This is a genomic window from Aquimarina sp. BL5 (genome assembly GCF_003443675.1).
Lineage (GTDB): Bacteria > Bacteroidota > Bacteroidia > Flavobacteriales > Flavobacteriaceae > Aquimarina.
In genome coordinates this window covers 1,055,809-1,075,000 of record NZ_CP031963.1, presented here as the reverse complement: position 1 = coordinate 1,075,000, position 19,192 = coordinate 1,055,809, and the positions used below count along the sequence as shown (strand labels likewise).

General features: G+C 30.2%; 16 protein-coding genes (1 of these 16 cut by a window edge). 7 read left to right on the top strand and 9 right to left on the bottom strand.

What is annotated here, in order from left to right; all coding sequences use genetic code 11:
- The 3 genes from D1818_RS04785 to D1818_RS04775 all read right to left on the bottom strand — a co-directional run.
- Window positions 1-2,907: the 5' portion of a DNA polymerase III subunit alpha gene (locus D1818_RS04785; RefSeq protein ID WP_118456656.1), read on the bottom strand. Its footprint begins 51 nt before the window's first position; the window shows 2,907 of its 2,958 coding nt (coding positions 1-2,907); the start codon lies at window positions 2,905-2,907; its stop codon lies beyond the left edge, outside the window.
- Window positions 2,908-3,075: 168 nt separating this feature from the next.
- Window positions 3,076-4,287, bottom strand: coding sequence for a DNA polymerase IV (gene dinB / locus D1818_RS04780; RefSeq protein ID WP_118456655.1), 1,212 nt, complete (start codon window positions 4,285-4,287; stop codon window positions 3,076-3,078).
- 162 nt (window positions 4,288-4,449) lie between these two features.
- A complete protein-coding gene (locus tag D1818_RS04775; RefSeq protein ID WP_118456654.1) occupies window positions 4,450-5,265 on the bottom strand; it encodes a hypothetical protein in 816 nt (271 codons plus the stop codon).
- A 287-nt stretch (window positions 5,266-5,552) separates the two neighbouring features.
- On the opposite strand from D1818_RS04775, the gene D1818_RS04770 reads away from it, so the two are divergent.
- The 6 genes from D1818_RS04770 (at window position 5,553) to D1818_RS04745 (ending at window position 14,108) form a co-directional block, all read left to right on the top strand.
- The gene (locus D1818_RS04770; protein ID WP_118463505.1) at window positions 5,553-6,062 is read left to right on the top strand and encodes a DinB family protein; all 510 of its coding nucleotides are present in this window, start codon (window positions 5,553-5,555) and stop codon (window positions 6,060-6,062) included.
- A gap of 155 nt (window positions 6,063-6,217) precedes the next feature.
- Window positions 6,218-6,400, top strand: coding sequence for an Rrf2 family transcriptional regulator (locus tag D1818_RS25890; RefSeq protein WP_370449470.1), 183 nt, complete (start codon window positions 6,218-6,220; stop codon window positions 6,398-6,400).
- Between the two features lie 280 nt (window positions 6,401-6,680).
- Window positions 6,681-8,891 carry an ATP-binding protein gene (locus D1818_RS04760; protein WP_118456653.1) on the top strand — a complete coding sequence of 737 codons (2,211 nt, stop codon included), beginning with the start codon at window positions 6,681-6,683 and terminating at the stop codon, window positions 8,889-8,891.
- A 33-nt stretch (window positions 8,892-8,924) separates the two neighbouring features.
- Complete coding sequence (locus tag D1818_RS04755) at window positions 8,925-11,135, top strand: ATP-binding protein (RefSeq protein ID WP_118456652.1); 2,211 nt, start codon at window positions 8,925-8,927, stop codon at window positions 11,133-11,135.
- A gap of 17 nt (window positions 11,136-11,152) precedes the next feature.
- Window positions 11,153-13,378 carry an ATP-binding protein gene (locus D1818_RS04750; RefSeq protein WP_118456651.1) on the top strand — a complete coding sequence of 742 codons (2,226 nt, stop codon included), beginning with the start codon at window positions 11,153-11,155 and terminating at the stop codon, window positions 13,376-13,378.
- Between the two features lie 16 nt (window positions 13,379-13,394).
- Window positions 13,395-14,108, top strand: a complete 714-nt coding sequence (locus D1818_RS04745; protein ID WP_118456650.1) for a LytTR family DNA-binding domain-containing protein — start codon at window positions 13,395-13,397, stop codon at window positions 14,106-14,108.
- 112 nt (window positions 14,109-14,220) lie between these two features.
- On the opposite strand, the gene D1818_RS04740 is transcribed toward D1818_RS04745, so the two are convergent.
- The 5 genes from D1818_RS04740 to D1818_RS04720 form a co-directional block, all read right to left on the bottom strand.
- Window positions 14,221-14,418, bottom strand: coding sequence for a hypothetical protein (locus D1818_RS04740; protein ID WP_118456649.1), 198 nt, complete (start codon window positions 14,416-14,418; stop codon window positions 14,221-14,223).
- A gap of 95 nt (window positions 14,419-14,513) precedes the next feature.
- Entirely contained in the window at window positions 14,514-14,711 is a 198-nt protein-coding gene (locus tag D1818_RS04735) for a hypothetical protein (RefSeq protein ID WP_118456648.1), read from the bottom strand.
- Between the two features lie 172 nt (window positions 14,712-14,883).
- Window positions 14,884-15,099 carry a hypothetical protein gene (locus tag D1818_RS04730; protein ID WP_118456647.1) on the bottom strand — a complete coding sequence of 72 codons (216 nt, stop codon included), beginning with the start codon at window positions 15,097-15,099 and terminating at the stop codon, window positions 14,884-14,886.
- 18 nt (window positions 15,100-15,117) lie between these two features.
- Window positions 15,118-15,321 (bottom strand): hypothetical protein, encoded by a 204-nt coding sequence (locus tag D1818_RS04725; protein ID WP_118456646.1) that lies wholly within the window; start codon window positions 15,319-15,321, stop codon window positions 15,118-15,120.
- A gap of 113 nt (window positions 15,322-15,434) precedes the next feature.
- Window positions 15,435-17,108: a tetratricopeptide repeat protein gene (locus tag D1818_RS04720; protein WP_118456645.1), complete on the bottom strand. Its 1,674-nt coding sequence runs from the start codon at window positions 17,106-17,108 to the stop codon at window positions 15,435-15,437.
- Window positions 17,109-17,322: 214 nt separating this feature from the next.
- On the opposite strand from D1818_RS04720, the gene D1818_RS04715 reads away from it, so the two are divergent.
- Window positions 17,323-17,928 (top strand): LytTR family DNA-binding domain-containing protein, encoded by a 606-nt coding sequence (locus D1818_RS04715; RefSeq protein ID WP_118456644.1) that lies wholly within the window; start codon window positions 17,323-17,325, stop codon window positions 17,926-17,928.
- Between the two features lie 88 nt (window positions 17,929-18,016).
- On the opposite strand, the gene D1818_RS04710 is transcribed toward D1818_RS04715, so the two are convergent.
- The gene (locus D1818_RS04710) at window positions 18,017-19,045 is read right to left on the bottom strand and encodes a hypothetical protein (RefSeq protein WP_118456643.1); all 1,029 of its coding nucleotides are present in this window, start codon (window positions 19,043-19,045) and stop codon (window positions 18,017-18,019) included.
- Window positions 19,046-19,192: the final 147 nt, after the last annotated feature.

The window sequence follows — 19,192 nt, the reverse complement described above, 5'->3', positions numbered from 1 at the left end:
TTCAATACTTAAAAATCCAAACTCATCTACTACTTTACCATACATACGATAAACACCTTTATGTCTAAGTTTATATTTTTCTTGTACAGGAGGAAATAACACTGTATCAAATACATCACCAAATTGGTCTAAAAAAGTTCCAAAAGCCATACGTTTACCTTTTGAAGTCTTAGTATTCTTCATAGCTATTAGATACCCATAAATATCAATTTTTTTATTTAAGTACTCTTTTAATTGATTAGCTCTGTTTTGATTTACAGGTTTAGTTACCATTATTTTATAATATCCGCATATAGGAAACCCAAAGGATTCGATTTGTTCAAAAGCATTTTCTAATTGACAAGTTTTGAATTTTGGTAATTCATATTCAGTACGTTTTTCGCAAAACAAGAATGGTTGTTGATAGTTTGGCGGAGTATTGTTTAATTTAAAATGTGCTTCCCATAATAATTCATGCTTGTTTTTTTTAGTAAAAGCAAAAGCATCTATTTTAATGAGTATACTAATTTGTTCTATACCTATAGATACTCTATTCATAAAATTATCTAACGAAGAATATCTCCCGTGTTGTTTTCGCTCTAATAGTATGAATTCTGATATTTTAGAATCTAGATTTCGTAATATACTTAAACCAAGGTATATTATTTTTTTATGTAAAATATGCTCGTGTTTACTGGTGTTTATACACGGAGTTATAATTTTTGCTCCAAGTAATTTAGCTTCGTGTAAATAAACTTCAGGTCGGTAAAACCCTCCACCATTATTTAACGTGGCTACTAAATATTCGAGAGGGAAATAAGCTTTGAGAAATAGACTCTGGTAACTTTCTACGGCATAAGATGCAGAATGCCCTTTTGGGAAAGCGTATCCGGCAAAACTTGCTACTTGATTCCATATTTCAAAAATTAATTTCTCTTCATATCCTTCAGCACGACAATTCTGAATAAACTTGTTTTGTACATCTTTAAATTCTTTTCGAGATCTAAATTTACCACTCATTCCTCGGCGTAGTACATCTGCTTCATCCAATGTTAGTTTAGCAAAAATATGTGCTACTTTGATTACATCTTCCTGATATACCATAATACCATAGGTTTCATTCATTAGCTCAAGCATGATTGGGTGTGATTTTTTTCGTCTTTCTGGATCATGTTCTCTTAAGATATATTCACGCATCATCCCACTTTTAGCAACTCCAGGTCGTATAATGGAACTTGCAGCAACTAAACCCAAATAGTTATCAGTTTTAAGTTTGCTAAGGAGCATACGCATAGCAGGGGACTCTACGTAAAAACAGGCTAGACATTTAGCTTCTCTAATAAGCGCATTAACATTAGGGTCTCTTTTAAATTTCTCTATATCGTGAATATCGAAATTGGCTTTTTCTGGTTGATTATACTGGATAATATTAATTGCTTCTTTGATTTTTGCTAAACCACGTTGTCCTAATATGTCAAACTTATATAAACCCAGATCTTCTGCAATGATCATATCAAATTGAGCAGTAGGAAAACCTTTTGGTGGTATATCTGTGGCAATATAAGAGTGAAGTGGTTTTTCGCTAATCAGTATTCCGCTGGAGTGAATACTAATATAATTGGGCATTCCTTTTATGAGTTGACTATAAATGACCACTAGTTTATGAATATGATCTAAAGAATTATAGTCATAATTACCTTCGCTTAGTTTATCAATCTCAAATTTGGGTAATCCAAATACTTTGCCTAGTTCTCTAACGGCTCCTTTATAATGAAAAGTAACATATGTTCCTAATAATGCTACATTATCAAATTCATCAAAGATAAATCGTGTAATATCTTGTCGATCTCTCCAAGAGAAATCTATATCAAAATCTGGAGGACTAGTACGATGGGAGTTTATAAATCGTTCAAAGTATAAGTCTAATTCGATCGGATCTACATCTGTGATTTTTAACAAATATGCTACAATACTATTGGCACCACTACCACGTCCTACATAATAATATCCTTTCTTTTGAGCATAGGAAATGATTCTCCAATTAATCAAAAAATAGGATACGAAATTCATCTTGATAATTAAGGCAAGTTCTTTTTCTAATCTATCGTATACTTTTTTACCTGGATTTGTATAGCGATAGGGAAGACCTTCTTTACACAGTTTTTTTAATAATTTGTTATCCTCTTTAATACTGTCAGTATACGTTCTTTTATTTAGTGAGGGTTTGTTTTTAGAAAAATCGAAGTTGATAGAACATTCGTTGATAATATTTTCAGTGTTTTTAATAATGAAATCAAATTCTCTGAATTGATGTTTGATTTCATCATCTGGAATCATTTTTTCTGAAAAACAAGCTTGCTGACCCTCAGGTAATCGGCTAAGTAAAATATTATTATCAATAGCGCGTAATAAACGATGCGCATTAAAATCTTTTTTAGTTCTAAAAGTTACAGACTGGAGTATCACCAATTTGTCTTTTAATTTTCTGTAAGGTGAAAGTCTAAGTTTTGGAATTTCTTTTATAGAAATGCCAATAAATTCATTTGATGAAAACTTGTTTTTTTTTGTTTCTATAATTTGTTTTAAAGGGTATATAATAAACACATTCTTTAATTTTGGAGCCTTTATAGGGAAATCAAGTTTATTGTGAGAATGATGAGATAAGAAAATATTTAGCTCTTTATATCCTTCATTATTTTTGGCTATACCTACATATAATTGTTGATGATTGTTTCTGAAATCAATACCTACGATCGGTTTTATCTGATAATCTTTTGCTTTTCGGATGAAATTAAGACAGGCAGTTGTACTATTAATATCAGTTAGTGAAAGACAATTAATTTTCTTTTCTTTAGCTAATTCTAATAGGTCTATTTCGGAAAAAGTTCCAAATCTTAAACTATAATATGAATGACAGTTTAGGTACATCTTTTATAATTATGAATTCAGAGTCATGAATTAGGAATTTTTTGATTGTTAGGTTTTTGCATCAGGGATAGAAACGACATCCTTTTTTATGTATCCTGAGCGTAGTCGAATGATACATAAAAAAGATATAGTGTATAGCCCGCTCGGATGCCATAATTTTTATATTTATTATTGTTTGCGATGCGCTAATACAATAGGAGGTTGGCCATTAAAAGGATTTTGCATTCTACCAATAGTTTTGGATCCCATTGCTACAGCTCTGATAACACTTCTATCTCCATATCGATCCCGAATATGATCTAAAGCTTTATATAGATTGAGTTGTTTTTCATTGTCTTCAAAGAGGTTAATCTGATAATTTCCATTTACTAAATGACTGAATCTGATTCCTATTAATCGAACTAATAACCTTTTTTGATATAGTTTTTCGAATAATCCTAGAATTTTAGGAATTAAGATATGATCAGCACTGGTATAGGGAATCTTAAGCTGTTTGGAGTAGGTATTAAAATCAGAATATCTAATTTTTACGGTAATACAAGCAGAGAGCTTGTTTCCTCTCCGTAATTGATATGATAGATTCTCTGTCATGGCAACAAGAATATTACGTAGTTTATATATATCTATGGTATCTCTATCAAATGTTCTTTCTGTGGAAATGGATTTACGTTCAGAAAAGCTAATTACTGGTGTATTATCTATTCCATTTGCCCTTTTCCAAATGGTTAATCCATTCACACCTAATACTCCTTTCATAACATCAACAGGCATCTCTTGTATGGTTTTTACCTGACGTATACCTAAGTTTCGTAGTGTCTGAAAAGTTTTATCACCAACCATAGGTATTTTTTTAATTGACAATGGAGCTAGAAAAGGTTTTTCTGTACCAAAATCAATCTTTAATTGATTATTAGGTTTGGCTTCATTGGTTGCTACTTTAGAAACTACTTTATTTTGGGCAAATCCCAGAGAAATCGGTAAACCGGTTTCTGAGATGATTTTTTGCCTGAGCTCTGATGCATATTTATATGCACCAAAAAATTTATCCATTCCTGAAAGGTCAGCATAAAATTCATCAATACTAGATTTTTCGAAGACAGGAACCTTTTCTTTAATAATTTCTGTCACCAGATCGGAGTATTTGCTATATGTTCCGGCATTTCCTTTTATGATAGTGGCTTCTGGACATAATTCTTTAGCTATTCTCATAGACATTCCTGAATGTACACCAAATATTCTGGTTTCGTAGCTACAAGCTGCTACAACACCACGATCACTAGTGCCTCCTACTAATAGAGGTGTATTCTGTAATGTGCTATCTATAAGACGTTCTACCGATACATAAAATGTATCTAGATCAAGGTGTAGTATAGTTCTCAATTTTTACTTTTTGGAATAATTCCAAATTTATGGAATAATTCCATATAGTTGATTGTAAAACCTTAAATTTTATTCACAATGGATAAAAAAAAACGGTATCTTGGATAAGATACCGTTTCTGAAAAATTTTATTTTGGGGCTACAAAATAAAATTCAATTGTATTAATTTTCTGTATATCCAGCGAATTGCTTCATAGCACTTTTAGTAAGCTCTTTAGCTCTATCCACATAGAAACTTTTCGTGTCGTTTAATGTTTCGTTTTTCAGATCATTTTCACTTCTTAGATATCCTTTCTGAGATTCAAATATTGATTCATCATCAAGAACGATACTTAATTCTTTAAGAGCACTTTCTAATTTCTGTAAGGCTTGCTCTGCTTTTACTTTTACTACTGTTTGTTCCTTTAATTCAGCTGCACGTTGTGCTTCAAATTCTGTTTGAGCTTTTTGTTGCTCGGCAATTTGCTGCTGTAATTTCTGTTGTTCGATTTCTAATTGACGTTTTTTCTCCTCTAATTCTTTTTGCTTTTGTGCTACTTCTCCTGATGCAATTGCGATTGCTTCTTCTTCTGCACTTGCAACGTCTCCAATATAAGAATCACTACTACCATTATTAGCTTGGCAATCTGTCAATTGTTCTAATAATTTAGGTCCAAGATCTTTAGCCTGCTTAGCATAATATCTACTACGCTCATAAGTATCTTGGTCTAAAGAGCTCACCATGTTTGTTTTAGCTTCGTATGCTGTTTCATTAGCTTCTGCACAACCACACTTATCTGAAAGGTTTTCTACTTTTTCAAAAGCTTCTATAGCTTTATCGGCATATTCCTGAGTATGAAATACGTTATTTGCTCCGTGTGCTTTTTTAGAATGCGAATATGCATAGCTAGCAGCTGTTAAAGCATCTTCATAAAGATCCTGAGCATTAACCTGAGCAACAAGACAAAGTAAAAATAATATTGGTGAAATTCTTTTCATTTTTATGGGGCTTTTTAATGAACAGTACAAGTATACAATATTTTCTGAGTAACCTCCAAAAATAAATGTCATTAATCGATGAAATGCGCACTTTATCTTGATTTTTATGGCTAACCCATAAATAAAGTGATAGATATCCTACTGTTTTCTAGGACATTCATCATAATGATTTTTTGATAACGAGGTTTGATCCATGGTATTGTATTCTTATACACGTAAACAATAAATTTAACGTTTTGTCAAAGTTGTTATGTAAGTTTATTATGTATATTACGTCCATATTATTTATGAAAGAACTCATTATATCTTCAATTAACCACAACCTTAATAACGCTATTGCTTTATTAGACGCAATAGATTCAGAAACTTACTGTGATACTTCTGTTGGTCCATATTATTCTAGTATAGGTTCTCATATTAGGCATACATTAGATTTTTTTGATTGTATTATTAATGGATTAGACACTAATGATATTGATCTTACTGCACGTAAAAGAGATGAAATTTTATCTACTAATATAGATGCAGCAAAGGATCATATTTATATGCTTCAGAAGACTTTAGTTTCTTATGTGGACGTAAATACGGATTATTTAATTCATGTGACAGATAACATGGGACAGGGAAAAGTAACTGTAAATTATACTCTAGAAAGCATTCTTGCACACGCTAATAGCCATGCTATACATCATTATGCGACAATAGGATACGTACTTGATCAATTAGGGATAGAATTAAAAATTCCCGGATTTGGTTATAATCCTACTACTCCTGTTAATAAAAGGGAAGGAATTTAATATCAGATATTTTCTATCTAATATATTTGCACTGTTTTTTATGTAAGATACTCTTACTTTTATATTGTATTAAATGTAGTATGTATCTTTTATCTAGGACAAGCTTATCCTAATTAAAATTTATCTTTATATTTGAGTATATTTAATAAAAAGATATGTTTTCTAGGGCTTGTGAATATGGTATTAAAGCTTCTATTTATATAGCACAGCAATCATTACAAAAAAAACTCACCAATCTAAAAGCCATAGCTAATGAGATTGATTCTTCAGAGGCTTTTACCGTAAAAATACTTCAAACATTAGTAAAAAATAAGATTTTGAGTTCTAAGAGGACCTAGAGGAGGGTTTCTGGTTGAAGAAAAAGGAATAGATCAGATAATACTAGAAGACATTGTATATGCAATTGATGGTGATTCGATATATACTAGTTGTGGATTGGGGGTTGAAAAAATGCAATGCTCGTAAGTATTGTCCAATATATGATAAAATTTAACTAGTTAGAAAGGAATTAGAAAAGATGCTTACAAATACAAGTCTATATGAATTGGCTAATGGTTTAGCGTTAGGAGTAACTTATCTGAATCGATTATAGCATATGTAAATATTAAATAACCAACTATGACTACACACAAATCATTATGTATAATTTTTATCTTTTTCATAGTCTTCAGTCTTCATTCTCAGAATGAACAAAAGTACTTTGAAGAATGGAGTGCAAAGATTGATACAATTCAAAACTTAGACATTCAAGTAAAGTTTAGTATTGCTTTTATTTCAAAAGTAAAACCTGAAGACAGAATTGATATATATTCATTTTTAGGAAATGTTTACGGAAGAAAGCTACAAATGGACTCAGCTATGTATTATTTGGATAAAGCTATTTCTTTAAGTAAAAATACAGGAGAAGAAGAAAAACTAGCTTTTGTGTATTCCAGAAAATCAAATATACATATAGCAAAAAATGAATTTGAAAAAACCAGAAACCTTTTAGAAAAAGCTAGAAACTTATTAATTAAGTATCCAGAAAGTTCGAGTTGGTCATTATACTATCAACAACTAGCTCAATTAGGATATATTGATGGGGATTTGCGTCAAGCTGTTTCATATATGGATTCTACTATCATTGCGAGGATCAGAAGTAATGATACTTTGGAGCTTTATGATTCATATGATAAACTAGGCTTTTTATGTAGTAATTTGGGAGAATATGAAATAGCAATAGAAAGTTTATCAAAAGCGCTGAATATTCTTAAAAGAATTGATGATAAAGGAGGGATAGCCGATAATTATATTTCTATGGGGCAATGCTATAATTTATGGGGACAGTATGAGACAGCAAAAAGTTATCTGGAGAAAGCAATTATTATAGCAAAAGAAAATGGATATGATTTAAGACTGTTGAGAAGCTACGTCTGTTTGTCAGAATCCAATAGATATTTAGGGCATTCTGAAGATGCAATTTCTGCCGCAGACTCCGCATTAAAATTGGCTCAAAAGCATGGCTCAAAGAGTAGGATTTCTAGATCTTTTCGTGAAAAAGGAGAAACGTATTTATATAATTATCAGGACTATGATAAAGCAGAAGAATTTTTTTTAAAGGCTTTTGAAGCCTCGAAAGATCCTAAAACCAAGTTTCATAGTATACCAAGTATACAAGGTATTGTAAAAGTGTATCACAAAAAGCAAAATTATACGAAGGTTAAAGAATATTTAAACTTATGGGAGGAGAGTATTAAAGAATCCAATCGTCCTAAGGACCTTATGGATTTTTATAAATCATACAGTGAATATTATGAAGTGATTAATCAACCTAAAAAGGAGGTGTATTATTTGAAAAAATATCATAAAATTCAAGATTCTATTTCTAAAGAAAAGGTATATTCCAAATTGGCTGATCTAGAAACAAAATATGATACCAAAAAGAAAGAGTTAGATATAGTTACTCTTAATAAGGAAAAGGAAGAGCAACAACAAATAACGAAACAGGCTAGAGCTCAACAGAATTTATATTTATTAGCAGCAGGGTTTTTATTATTCTTATTAGCAGCTGGTGCTTGGGCTTTCAGAAAGTTAAGAAAACAGCAGAAGGAACTAGTTTCTATAAATCAAGTTAAAAATCGTCTTTTTTCGATTATTGCTCATGATTTAAGAGGCATGATCATTCCATTTCAGCGATCAGGTAAAATATTGAAATATCATATAAATAAAGGAAATCATGAAAAAACAATAGAACTATCTCAAGCATTAGAACAAAACTCAGAAAGCCTTTCTAATATGTTGGATAATTTATTGAATTGGTCGTTAGGACAAATGAATGGTTATAAGATGAACCTCCAAACGATGTCAATAAGTGAAGAGTTGAATGACATTGTATTAGGATATGAACAACAAGCTGCGTATAAGAAAACTAAGATTGATTTAAAGTATGAAGAGGATTTATGGGTTAATCTGGATAAAGGAGCTTTTCATGTAATTTTCAGAAATCTGATAGGTAATGCTCTAAAATATACAGAAGGTGGAAATATTCGAATAGAATTTACAAGTGAAGACGATATGTTTTTATGCTCTATAACGGATACAGGGGTGGGAATGTCTCAGGATCAACTAGAGCATCTTTTTTCTCTGGAAGAAAAAAAATCAACTATTGGTACGCAAGGAGAAAAGGGTACAGGATTAGGATTAAATCTTGTATATCGATTCATAAAAATGCATAAAGGAACGATTCAAGTCTCTTCAGAAAAAAGAATAGGTACCCGATTTGATCTTAAGTTTCCAATGATGAATTATCAATTTAATGAAAAGAAAGAAAGAAAGTCTCTTTCTGCATAAAAGAAGAGATAATCAAATGTAAAAGCTACTACTATGACCCGATACAGATTATTACCATTACTTTTTGTTTTTATGGTTACACTGACAATGTATTCACAAACTGAAAAAGAATATTGTGAACAATGGAGAGTAGAAAGAGATACAATTTCGGATATAGATTTTTATTTAGAATATAATAAGATCATGATGACTAAGGCAGATGAAACTTGTTTGACGGATATTTATATGTCTCAAGCTAATATATATGGGATGAAAAAAAATATAGATTCTAGTTTATACTATTATGATAAGGTTGCAATATTAGCCAAAAACACAGATTCAGAAGAATTATTATTGTCTACATATTTATATAAAGCATATGTGTTGTTAAGTAATTATAGAAAAGATGAAATAATACCAATATTGCAAAAAGCCAGATCAATACTATCAAAAGACCCTGATAATAATAGTTGGCATTTTTATTATACATTAAAATCGATATCTGCAAGAGAAGATCGTGAGTTCGATAAAGCTATCAATTACATAGATTCAAGTATTGTTGTTTTGAAACGCACTAAAGATACTGTCAATTTATTAGATGCATATCAGAATAAAGGAACATATTACCTTCATTTAAATAACTATACGAAGGCAGCAGAGATTTTTCTTCAAACTATAGGAACGGATGAAAAACCATCTGATCTATTACGTTTAATAGGTACATATTATAATCTTGGTTTTTGTTATGTGAAATTGGATAAATCTGAAACTGCTATAAAATACTTCAATGAAGGTATTTTAAGGGCAAAAAAAATTGGTCATGATTATGAGATTGCTTCATTTCACTTGGCTTTGGCAGGAAGATATAGGGACTTAAAAGAATATGACAAGGCTATTGATAATGTAGACTCAGCATCCGAGATATCTCAAAAAATGAAATACAATGATTTAATAATTGAAGGTCTGCAGAAGGAGGGCATGATTTATTATGACTCTTCATTAGACTATGATAAAGCCGAAACTTGTTTTATTGAAGCTTATAAAATGTCTAAAGAACTAAATATCGGAAAAACACTACCTAGTCTTTTTGGTATAATCAAGATTTATCTTAAAAAAGGAGAATACAATAAAGTTAAAGAATATCTAAAACCTTTTGAAGAAACTGTAAATAAAAATAGAGAATTAGATTCTAAAAAAGAATTTCATAAAATATATAGTGAATATCATGAAAAAACAAAACAATTCACTTCGGCTTTGGAACACTTTAAGAAATATCACGCTATAAAAGATTCTATATCGAGCCAAGAAGTACAAACTCAAGTCGCAAATCTTGAAAAAAAATATGAAACTAAAAAGAAAGAATTAGCTATCGTTACTCTTAACCAAGAAAAAGAAGAGCAGCAACAAATAACGAAACAGGCTAGAGCTCAACAGCATCTATATTTATTAGTAGCTTGTTTATTATTACTATTATTAGCAGCTGGTGCTTGGGCTTTCAGAAAGTTAAGAAAACAGCAAAAGGAACTAGTTTCTACAAATCAAGTTAAAAATCGTCTTTTTTCGATTATTGCTCATGATTTAAGAGGCATGATCCTTCCATTTCAGCGATCAGGTAAAATATTGAAATATCATATAAATAAAGGAAATCATGAAAAAACAATAGAATTGTCTCAAGCTTTAGAACAAAATTCCGAAAGTCTGTCTAATATGTTGGATAATTTATTGAATTGGTCACTAGAACAAATGAATGGTTATAAAATGAATCCTGAAAAAATATCAGTAAGTGAACAGTTAAACGAAATTATATCAGGATATGAGCAACAAGCTACATTTAAGAAAACCAAAATTGATTTAAAATATAAAGAAGATTTGTGGGTTAATTTTGATAAAGGTGCTTTTCATGTTATTTTTAGGAACTTGCTAGGTAATGCATTAAAATATACAGAAGGTGGAAATATTCGAATAGAATTTACAAGTGAAGACAATTTATTATTATGTTCGGTAATAGATACCGGCGTGGGAATGTCTCAAGAACAATTAAATCATCTCTTTACATTAGAAGATAAAAAATCTACAATAGGAACAAAAGGTGAAAAAGGGACAGGGCTAGGACTCAATTTGGTTTATAGGTTTGTAAAAATGAATAAAGGTATTATAGAAGTTTCTTCAGAAAAGAGAATTGGTACTCGCTTTGACATACAGATACCAATTATAAAAAATATTTATCATCCTATGTTGAAAAACCAAGAATCATTATCAGCTTAATTCAAATCTAATAAATAATGGAGAAGATAAAAACATTCCTTTTTGTATTATTATTTGTTAATACGAATATACTTGCGCAAAATAATAGCGAATATTGTGAAGTATTAGATAAAGAATTGAATACTATTTTAAATTGGGATCATAAAATTACATTCTTAAAAGAAGCATTTAATGAAGCTGATTGGGGTTGTAAGGTAAATATTTTTATAGAAATTGGCTATATATATGGCCTTGAACAAAAAAATGACTCCGCTCTTTATTATTATGATAAAGCTATTAACCTAGCTAAAAGTGTAAAAAATGATAAAGTAGAATCAGAAGAATTATTGGCCAATGCGTATTCAAAAAAAGCTAAGAGGTTGTCGGAAATAAAAGAAAATGATGAAGCCGAAAACCTGCTTATAAAAGCAAGAAGATTATTTGCAAATTACCCTGACAATAGTGGATGGAACACATATTATCATACCTATGCTACTATTGCAACTAACAAAGCAGAACATGAGAAAGCGCTAAAATATATCGATTCTACCGTAATATTTTCTAAAAGAATTAATGACACGGTAAGTCTTCCTAGTAATTATCATAATAAAGGAGTTTATTTACTTAGGCTTTCTAGGCATAAAGAATCTTCAGAAAATTTATTATTAGCCCTCGAACTAAAAGAGAAACAAAAAAATCCAAGTCAATTAGCTGCGACATACTTTGTATTGGGAGTAGCCTATATTCGTTGGGATCAACCACAAATAGGAATTAAATATTTGAAAAAGGCAGTAGCAAGAGCTAGGAAAGAAAGTAACGACTATACACGATTATTAAGCTATTCTCAAATAGCACACGCACAAAGGAAACTAAAGGATATTAAAAATTCTCTTAAGTTTATAGATTCTGCTCAGGTGTTAGCCATACAACTTGATAATAAATCCCAATTGGCGCAGGCTTATATAGAAAAAGGATGGCTTTATTTGAAAAGTTATAAAGAGTATGATCAAGCGGAAAACTATTTTTTAAAAGCTTATGACCAAGCAAAATTAGGAAATAATGATCTTACCCTATATCCTTCAATAAGAGGAATCATAGAATCCTATCTCTACAAAGGAGAATATAAAAAAGCGAAAAAATATTTTACTCCATATAAAGAAGTAACAGAAAGAATAGGAAGTCTAAGATATACACAAGAGTATTTTAAAAGGTATAGTGAGTATTATGAAAAAGCAGGAAAACCGGATTCTGCTATGAAATACTTAAAAAAATATTTTAAAATCAAGGATTCTATATCTGATACTAAAGTAAAAACTCAGGTAGCTGATCTAGAAAAGAAGTATGATACCAAAAGCAAAGAATTAGATATTGTTAAGTTAACAAAAGAAAAAGAAGAACAACAGTTAGTGGTTCAAAAAGCTAAAGCGCAGCAGAATTTATATTTATTAGCAGCCAGTTTTTTATTACTTTTATTAGGAATTGGAGCGTGGGCCTTCAGGAAATTAAGGAAACAACAAAAAGAATTAACTTCTACAAATCAGGTAAAAAATCGTCTTTTTTCGATTATTGCTCATGATTTAAGAGGAATGATCATTCCTTTTCAGCGATCGGGTAAAATTTTAAAACATCATATAGATAAAGGTAATCATGAAAAAACAATAGAACTTTCTCAGGCATTGGAGCAAAACTCTGAAAGCCTTTCTAATATGTTAGATAATTTACTAAATTGGTCTTTAGAGCAAATGAATGGATATAAAATGAATCTTGAAAATCTATCTATAAAAGAAGAGTTAAGTAAGATCATATTAGGATATGAACAACAAGCTACTTACAAGAAAACGAAAATTGAATTAGAATATCAAAACGATTTTAATATTAAATTTGATAGAGGAGCTTTTCATGTTATTTTTAGAAACTTGATAGGAAATGCATTAAAATATACAGAAGAAGGGAGTATTAGGATAAAATTTACAAGTAAAAATGATATGTTTTTATGTTCAGTAATAGATACTGGAGTTGGAATGTCTAAGGACCAACTAGAAAATCTTTTTACTCTGGAAGAAAAAAAATCAACCGTTGGTACACAAGGAGAAAAAGGAACAGGGCTAGGGCTTAACCTCGTATATCGATTCGTAAAAATGTATAAAGGAACTATTCAAGTTTCCTCAGAAAAGAGAATTGGCACACGTTTTGACTTAAGTATGCCCATAACCATATCGCTGACCAAAGAAGATGGGGCAATTTCTAAACCTTTATCAGCGTAAATAAAGCATACAGATCATGAATATTTATGTAGTAGAAGATGACATGTTTCATCTAGAGGATATTAAAATCACCATAGAAGAATTAGGATACTCGTGCGTAGGTAATTCCGATGATCCTTTTGAGGCACAAGAACAAATAGGAACGCTAAGACCGGATGCTGTTATATTAGATATTCATCTTAACGGCAAGGAATCAGGTATCATGCTGGGTCATAAAATTAAGGAGTTATATGAAATCCCTGTGTTTTTTGCTACTTCAGATAATAATAAGGATATCATTAATAAAGCTGCTGATATTAATCCGGCTGCTTATCTAACAAAACCGATCGATAAAGATGATTTACAAGCAGCATTGATTCTTGCTAAGAAACAGGACATAACTTCTGAAAAGGATAGTACTGACCAACCTGGAAATATATTTGTAAAAAGTGGTAATAAGTTAGTGAAAGTAAATCTAGACACCATTCTTTTTGCACATACGGACTCTAAAAATTATTGCTCAATAGTTACTGCAGATAATAAGAAACTTTCTGTGCGGTATTCTATTTTAAAACTTTGCAAAAAACTTCATAGTTTAGAATTCGTACAGACTCACCGATCTTATATTATTAATTGGAACAAAATAGATTCATTACACGAATATGATCAAACTATAGAAATACAAGGACATCATATTCCTATTGGTAGAACTTTTAAAGATTTAGTATATAAACGCCTTAAGGTGATATAATAAGCAAACTACTCAATAAAAGTAATTACATAACTTATTGTATAAAAATACATCAATAACCATATATCATAAAGTCATTTATTACTTCTAATAAATAACAAATGAATATCTATTATGGCAAACCATCAGAGCCTACTGGTAGTGTTTTTGTAGATTGATCGCATGTGATTGAAATAGGTATTGTCGTTGGACATTGTAGACTAGTTGTGGTATTTATGTTATTAAATCCGCCTGTAATCTGCTGAGGGTTGTCTAATCTAGCAATCTTTATTTTTTCTAAGCCAAGTTTTTTCGTATTCTTATTGTTCATTTTTTTATCGTTTTACTAACGAATAATTGAATGTGATATATACAATATGTCAAGATAGAATTCTATTAATAAATAGTAAATCAATATATTATCTATTAAGGTATACCATCAGAGCCTACTGGTAGTGTTTTTGTAGAAACACTTAGCTCACATACTAGTGGGTGGGTTTTACATATTTCTGGATCAGTTGCGTTAGGCACTCTTCCTAATCCTCCCTTAAATTTATCTAGATTATCTAATTGAGCAATTTTAATTTTATCCAGACTTAGTTTTTTTATTTTTTTATTTTTCATTTCTCTAAATTTATGTTTAGCCGGTATAGCTATAGATACTTCCTTACTGTGTTTTTATAATTATTTAAACCAACCTTTTGTATATCTATAATTTTCAAAATATAGTGTTTGGTTTCAATAGTATGATCAATACTATGTTTTCTTAATCAGAAGAAGAAATTGAAATATTAAATTATAAATCATTAGGGTCGATCATACCGCTTCCAACGGGGAGCGTTTTCGTAGAAGTCGTATTTTGATCCGTAAATGTCAAAACATTAATAGATGGGAGATCTACTATATCCGGTTCTATACCAGAAAGTGAACCTCCAACAACAGCTCTCATATTGTTTAATCCGGCAATTTTAGTTTTATCCAGACTTAATTTTCCCTTATCACTTTTTTTCATTTTAATATTTCTTAAGTATTACCAGCAATTTGCAGAATCACTTGCTGGTAGCGTTTTCGTAGAATGACTTGTTTTTCTATCCTCTGTGTTTTTGGTACAAGTAATAGTTGATACATTTTGTTGTGTCGGAATTATAGAACCGCCAATGATTGTTTGTGGGTTGTCTAATTTTGCAATTCTAATTTTATCCAAACTTAATGGTTTTCTCCCTTTCTCTTTCATTGCATGAATTTAATTTGTTTCTCACAATCTACAATATTAGCAATGAAAATACACAAAAAGCTTCTTTAAATTTATAAATTTAAAGAAGTGTATAAGTGTTTTTAATTTGATTATCAGTTATTTATATGTTTTATGAAATAAGAAGGGTATATTCCTGTTTTTTTATGAAAAGCAGAAGAAAATGATTGTGCATTTTTAAAGCCTACTTCTTCCGCGATGGCTTGTATTGTATAAGACCTTAATGACTTATTGGAGCTTAGTTGATCAACAGCAAAATCAATTCTTAAATTATTAAGGTAAGTTGCAAAATTTACATTTTTGTACACATTTATGATTTTAGATAAATAAGCACTGTTTGTATTTAATTCCTTTGCTAAAGAATTAAGAGTGTAATGTTTTTTTGAAAATTGGTTTTTATCTTCAAAATCGTGAAGCTTTTTTAATATAGTTTCTATAACATCTGAAGGAATATCAATCTCTTCTTTTTTGGTGAGATCGTTACTAATTTTCGTTATAACCTCTAATTGATTTGTTTTAGGCTTTTTTTGCTGTTCGAGAAGTTTCTGAAACCGTATTTTATTTAAGTAACTTTTTCTTAGTCCATATATCGCTATTAGAACTAATATAATCGATAATATGATGAGGAATGTAATCGTATTATCTTTTAAAAAAGTGTCTTTTTCGAATTGTTTTATAAGCCGTTCTTTTTCGGAGATGAGTTCGGCAGCGTCATATTTTCTAGTAATGTTTCTGGTTAAATATACTTGATTAGCGTGCTTAATACTATCCAACTCCAGTTGCATATTGATATATTCTATTTGTAATTCGTAATCGTTTTTTGATTTTGAATATGTTCTTAAATAGTCATAAACATCAGTAATATCAGGTATTATGTCTTTTGTTTTTCTTAGAATTGTGTCTGTTTTTTTAAAGTAAGATATACTTTTTTCTTCCTCACCGAGATCTTTATAACTTCGACCAATGTAATAATCACAAGTTGCTATTCTTGTTTCTAAAGGGTCAAGTTTTTGTATTATTTTTTTTCCTTTCTGTAAACTATCTATTGCTTTCTGATAATTATTTAATAAGTATTGATGTATTCCAGAAGTTACTAGAATATATGAATAGACTACAGAATCGCCTGTTTTTATAGTTTTTTTAATTCCTTTGTCGATAGTTATTTCAGCAAGTTCTAGTTTTTTGGTATGTATATAAGAATCTGCAAGTGCAAACAATCCTCTGTTGTAATTGAGTGTATTTATATACTTCGGGTTTTGTTCTAGAAATTCTATATACTCCGCAAAAATAGTTTGTGCTTCTTCTCGATCACCAGACGTGTTTTTTAGTAGCCCAATATTGAATTTAGCGGAAAGGTATAATCTATTGTTTCCGCTTTTTTTAGCCGATTCAGAGGCTTTCACATAAAATTCTAAGGCTTCTATATAATCCCCTAATTCAAATTTTATATTGCCCTTATACAGATATCCCAGTGCAGGGTATCTAAAATAATTTTTCTTTTCTGTAAAAGCGATAATACTATCTATGTATGCTACCTTATCTTCAAGTATAATTTCGGATAAGATAAAATATGCATTTGCTCTGTTTAATGTATCGGATTTGCTGATAGCACGATCAAGATAGGTTTTCGCAATTTTCATTTTTAAAGAATCTACTTTCTCTTTAGTAACTAGTTCTTTTAATTCAATATAATTATCCTGAGCAATCACCGCATGTTTTGATAATGACAGGATAATTAAAAATATTATTGCGAAACATTTCATCTTCATCTATAGAGGACTTTTTTAGGGTATATCTGTTTGCGATATATTACATTACGAATGTAAAGATTTAATAAGTATCAATAGAAATAATCTAAGGAATTTATAAGAGTTGATATTTATAAATTTCAACATTAGATTTATAAATATGAGGAATAATACTTTGCATTGTACAATAGAACTGAGTTAGATTTGAGAAAGTGAACAATAAAAAGCAGATGACATGGATACTTATAATGTAGATGCAAATGATTCATATTTAGAGGAATTAGATATTGATATTAATGATCTCAAGAATGCATCCTTGAGTAATTTAGGTAGTTCTCTTACCGTACAAAAGCAAATAATTAAACATACTCCAGATGGGATAATTATCGGATTTTATATTCGGTCAAAACATGCTAGTTTAGGATTGACTAAAAAGGTTAATTCACTTTATAAAAATCCAATGCAGTTTCCTACCTTTCAGGAAGAAGTTAAAACAGAGAAAAAAGAAAAGAAACAACCTTCTTACTTATTTGTTAAATGCGGTAATAAGTTGATTAAAGTAGCTATGGATACTATAATTTTTGCGCATACGGATTCTAAAAATTATTGTTCCATTATTACTTCGGACGGAAAAAAACTTTCTGTTCGTCATTCCATAACTAGTCTATTAAAAGCATTAAATCGTGATTTTTTTATTCAGACACATCGGTCTTATATTATTAATTGGCATAAGATAGATTCATTTTATGAGCAGGATCAAACTATAGAGATTCAGAAGTATCATGTTCCTGTTGGCAGAACGTACAAGGAAGAATTATACAAAAGGATACGGGTGATATAATCTTGTTAAAGATTCATCAAACTTTAATATAAGTTTGATGAATCCTACTAACACACAAAATACAAACCTCCCCAATTATAGGGATACGTTAATTTCTTTTTCCGTCGAATGATACTCTCATGATTTCGCCATCTATTTCCAGGTCGTCAAATGCTATATCTACTTCTATTGCAGATGAATATTCTCCTTCTACAATTACCGAAGCGTATTCATCAAAATCATTTTTTCTTCCAAATTGTACATCGTAGATAGAAGGTATTCCATTGCTAAAATCTAAGCGATATGTTTTACATCCGGTTTTAACGATAGTGCATATCCCTTTTCTGGTTTCTGTACCATAGGTTTTTAATTTTCCTTTATAAATTCCTACCACATTTTTTGGTAGTGTACTAATTTCGCTGGAACCACAATCTATTAAGCTTCCATAGTTATGATTGTGATCAATAATACAGCTTCCGTTATGGGTATCATCATTAGAATTTATAGCAATTCCGACGTTTCCTGTTCCTAAGGATACATTTCCATTTTCTATTAGAATCCCATTATCTCCAGAGCCAATTGATATAGTGCCATTACTTGTTTGGATTCCTGCATTTCCTGTTACGATACTGGTTTGATCTCCATTAATAAAAATTCCTGTATTTCCGGTTTCTATTGTTACGTCTTCTGAATAATCAGTACCATCGTGATCAGTATCATCAAAATCACCATTCTCTATACTTCCAGAAAAAGCAAGAGCTCCTATTGATGTAGCTCCAATGGACAAGTCTCCTTCTTCATCTAGACTAACAGCAAACGTTTTTCCTTTGTAAATAATAGTAGACGTGTAAGTGTCATCATTCTTCATAAATTTTACACTTGTAATAGGAGCGATACCGTCGCTAAAATAAAAAGCATACGTTCTATACCCTCTAGTTTTGATGGTACAGCTACCATTAACATTTACTTTAGTTCTACTACCTGTACTGGTAAGCACACCTGTGTATTTGGTTATCAAGTAATCCGGTAATTTGGAAGATGCTTGTGCAGAAACAGAAGAAATTTGAAATCCGAATAAAACTATAACTATAATGGAGATTATTTTTTTAAGTGATTTAATTTTGTGTGTATTTTTCATAATTTAATTTTTGTTATTAAGTATTGTAAGCTTGGTATACGGAAAAAAACAGAATTATGTCATATCAATATGTGTAATTTGTATACTTAAAACTATACATTCGATTCTTTTTAAAAATGATCTTGTGGAGATTTGGTATATAAATGA

What these genes read in the sequence shown, in the direction of transcription:
- D1818_RS04755 (WP_118456652.1), top strand. Translation starts at nt 8,925, where the DNA reads ATGACCCGATACAGATTATTACCATTACTTTTTGTTTTTATGGTTACA.
- D1818_RS04730 (WP_118456647.1), bottom strand. Translation starts at nt 15,099, where the DNA reads ATGAAAAAAAGTGATAAGGGAAAATTAAGTCTGGATAAAACTAAAATT.
- D1818_RS04750 (WP_118456651.1), top strand. Translation starts at nt 11,153, where the DNA reads ATGGAGAAGATAAAAACATTCCTTTTTGTATTATTATTTGTTAATACG.
- D1818_RS04740 (WP_118456649.1), bottom strand. Translation starts at nt 14,418, where the DNA reads ATGAACAATAAGAATACGAAAAAACTTGGCTTAGAAAAAATAAAGATT.
- D1818_RS04725 (WP_118456646.1), bottom strand. Translation starts at nt 15,321, where the DNA reads ATGAAAGAGAAAGGGAGAAAACCATTAAGTTTGGATAAAATTAGAATT.
- D1818_RS04775 (WP_118456654.1), bottom strand. Translation starts at nt 5,265, where the DNA reads ATGAAAAGAATTTCACCAATATTATTTTTACTTTGTCTTGTTGCTCAG.
- D1818_RS04715 (WP_118456644.1), top strand. Translation starts at nt 17,323, where the DNA reads ATGGATACTTATAATGTAGATGCAAATGATTCATATTTAGAGGAATTA.
- D1818_RS04745 (WP_118456650.1), top strand. Translation starts at nt 13,395, where the DNA reads ATGAATATTTATGTAGTAGAAGATGACATGTTTCATCTAGAGGATATT.
- D1818_RS04760 (WP_118456653.1), top strand. Translation starts at nt 6,681, where the DNA reads ATGACTACACACAAATCATTATGTATAATTTTTATCTTTTTCATAGTC.
- D1818_RS04770 (WP_118463505.1), top strand. Translation starts at nt 5,553, where the DNA reads ATGAAAGAACTCATTATATCTTCAATTAACCACAACCTTAATAACGCT.
- D1818_RS25890 (WP_370449470.1), top strand. Translation starts at nt 6,218, where the DNA reads ATGTTTTCTAGGGCTTGTGAATATGGTATTAAAGCTTCTATTTATATA.
- D1818_RS04720 (WP_118456645.1), bottom strand. Translation starts at nt 17,108, where the DNA reads ATGAAGATGAAATGTTTCGCAATAATATTTTTAATTATCCTGTCATTA.
- D1818_RS04735 (WP_118456648.1), bottom strand. Translation starts at nt 14,711, where the DNA reads ATGAAAAATAAAAAAATAAAAAAACTAAGTCTGGATAAAATTAAAATT.
- D1818_RS04710 (WP_118456643.1), bottom strand. Translation starts at nt 19,045, where the DNA reads ATGAAAAATACACACAAAATTAAATCACTTAAAAAAATAATCTCCATT.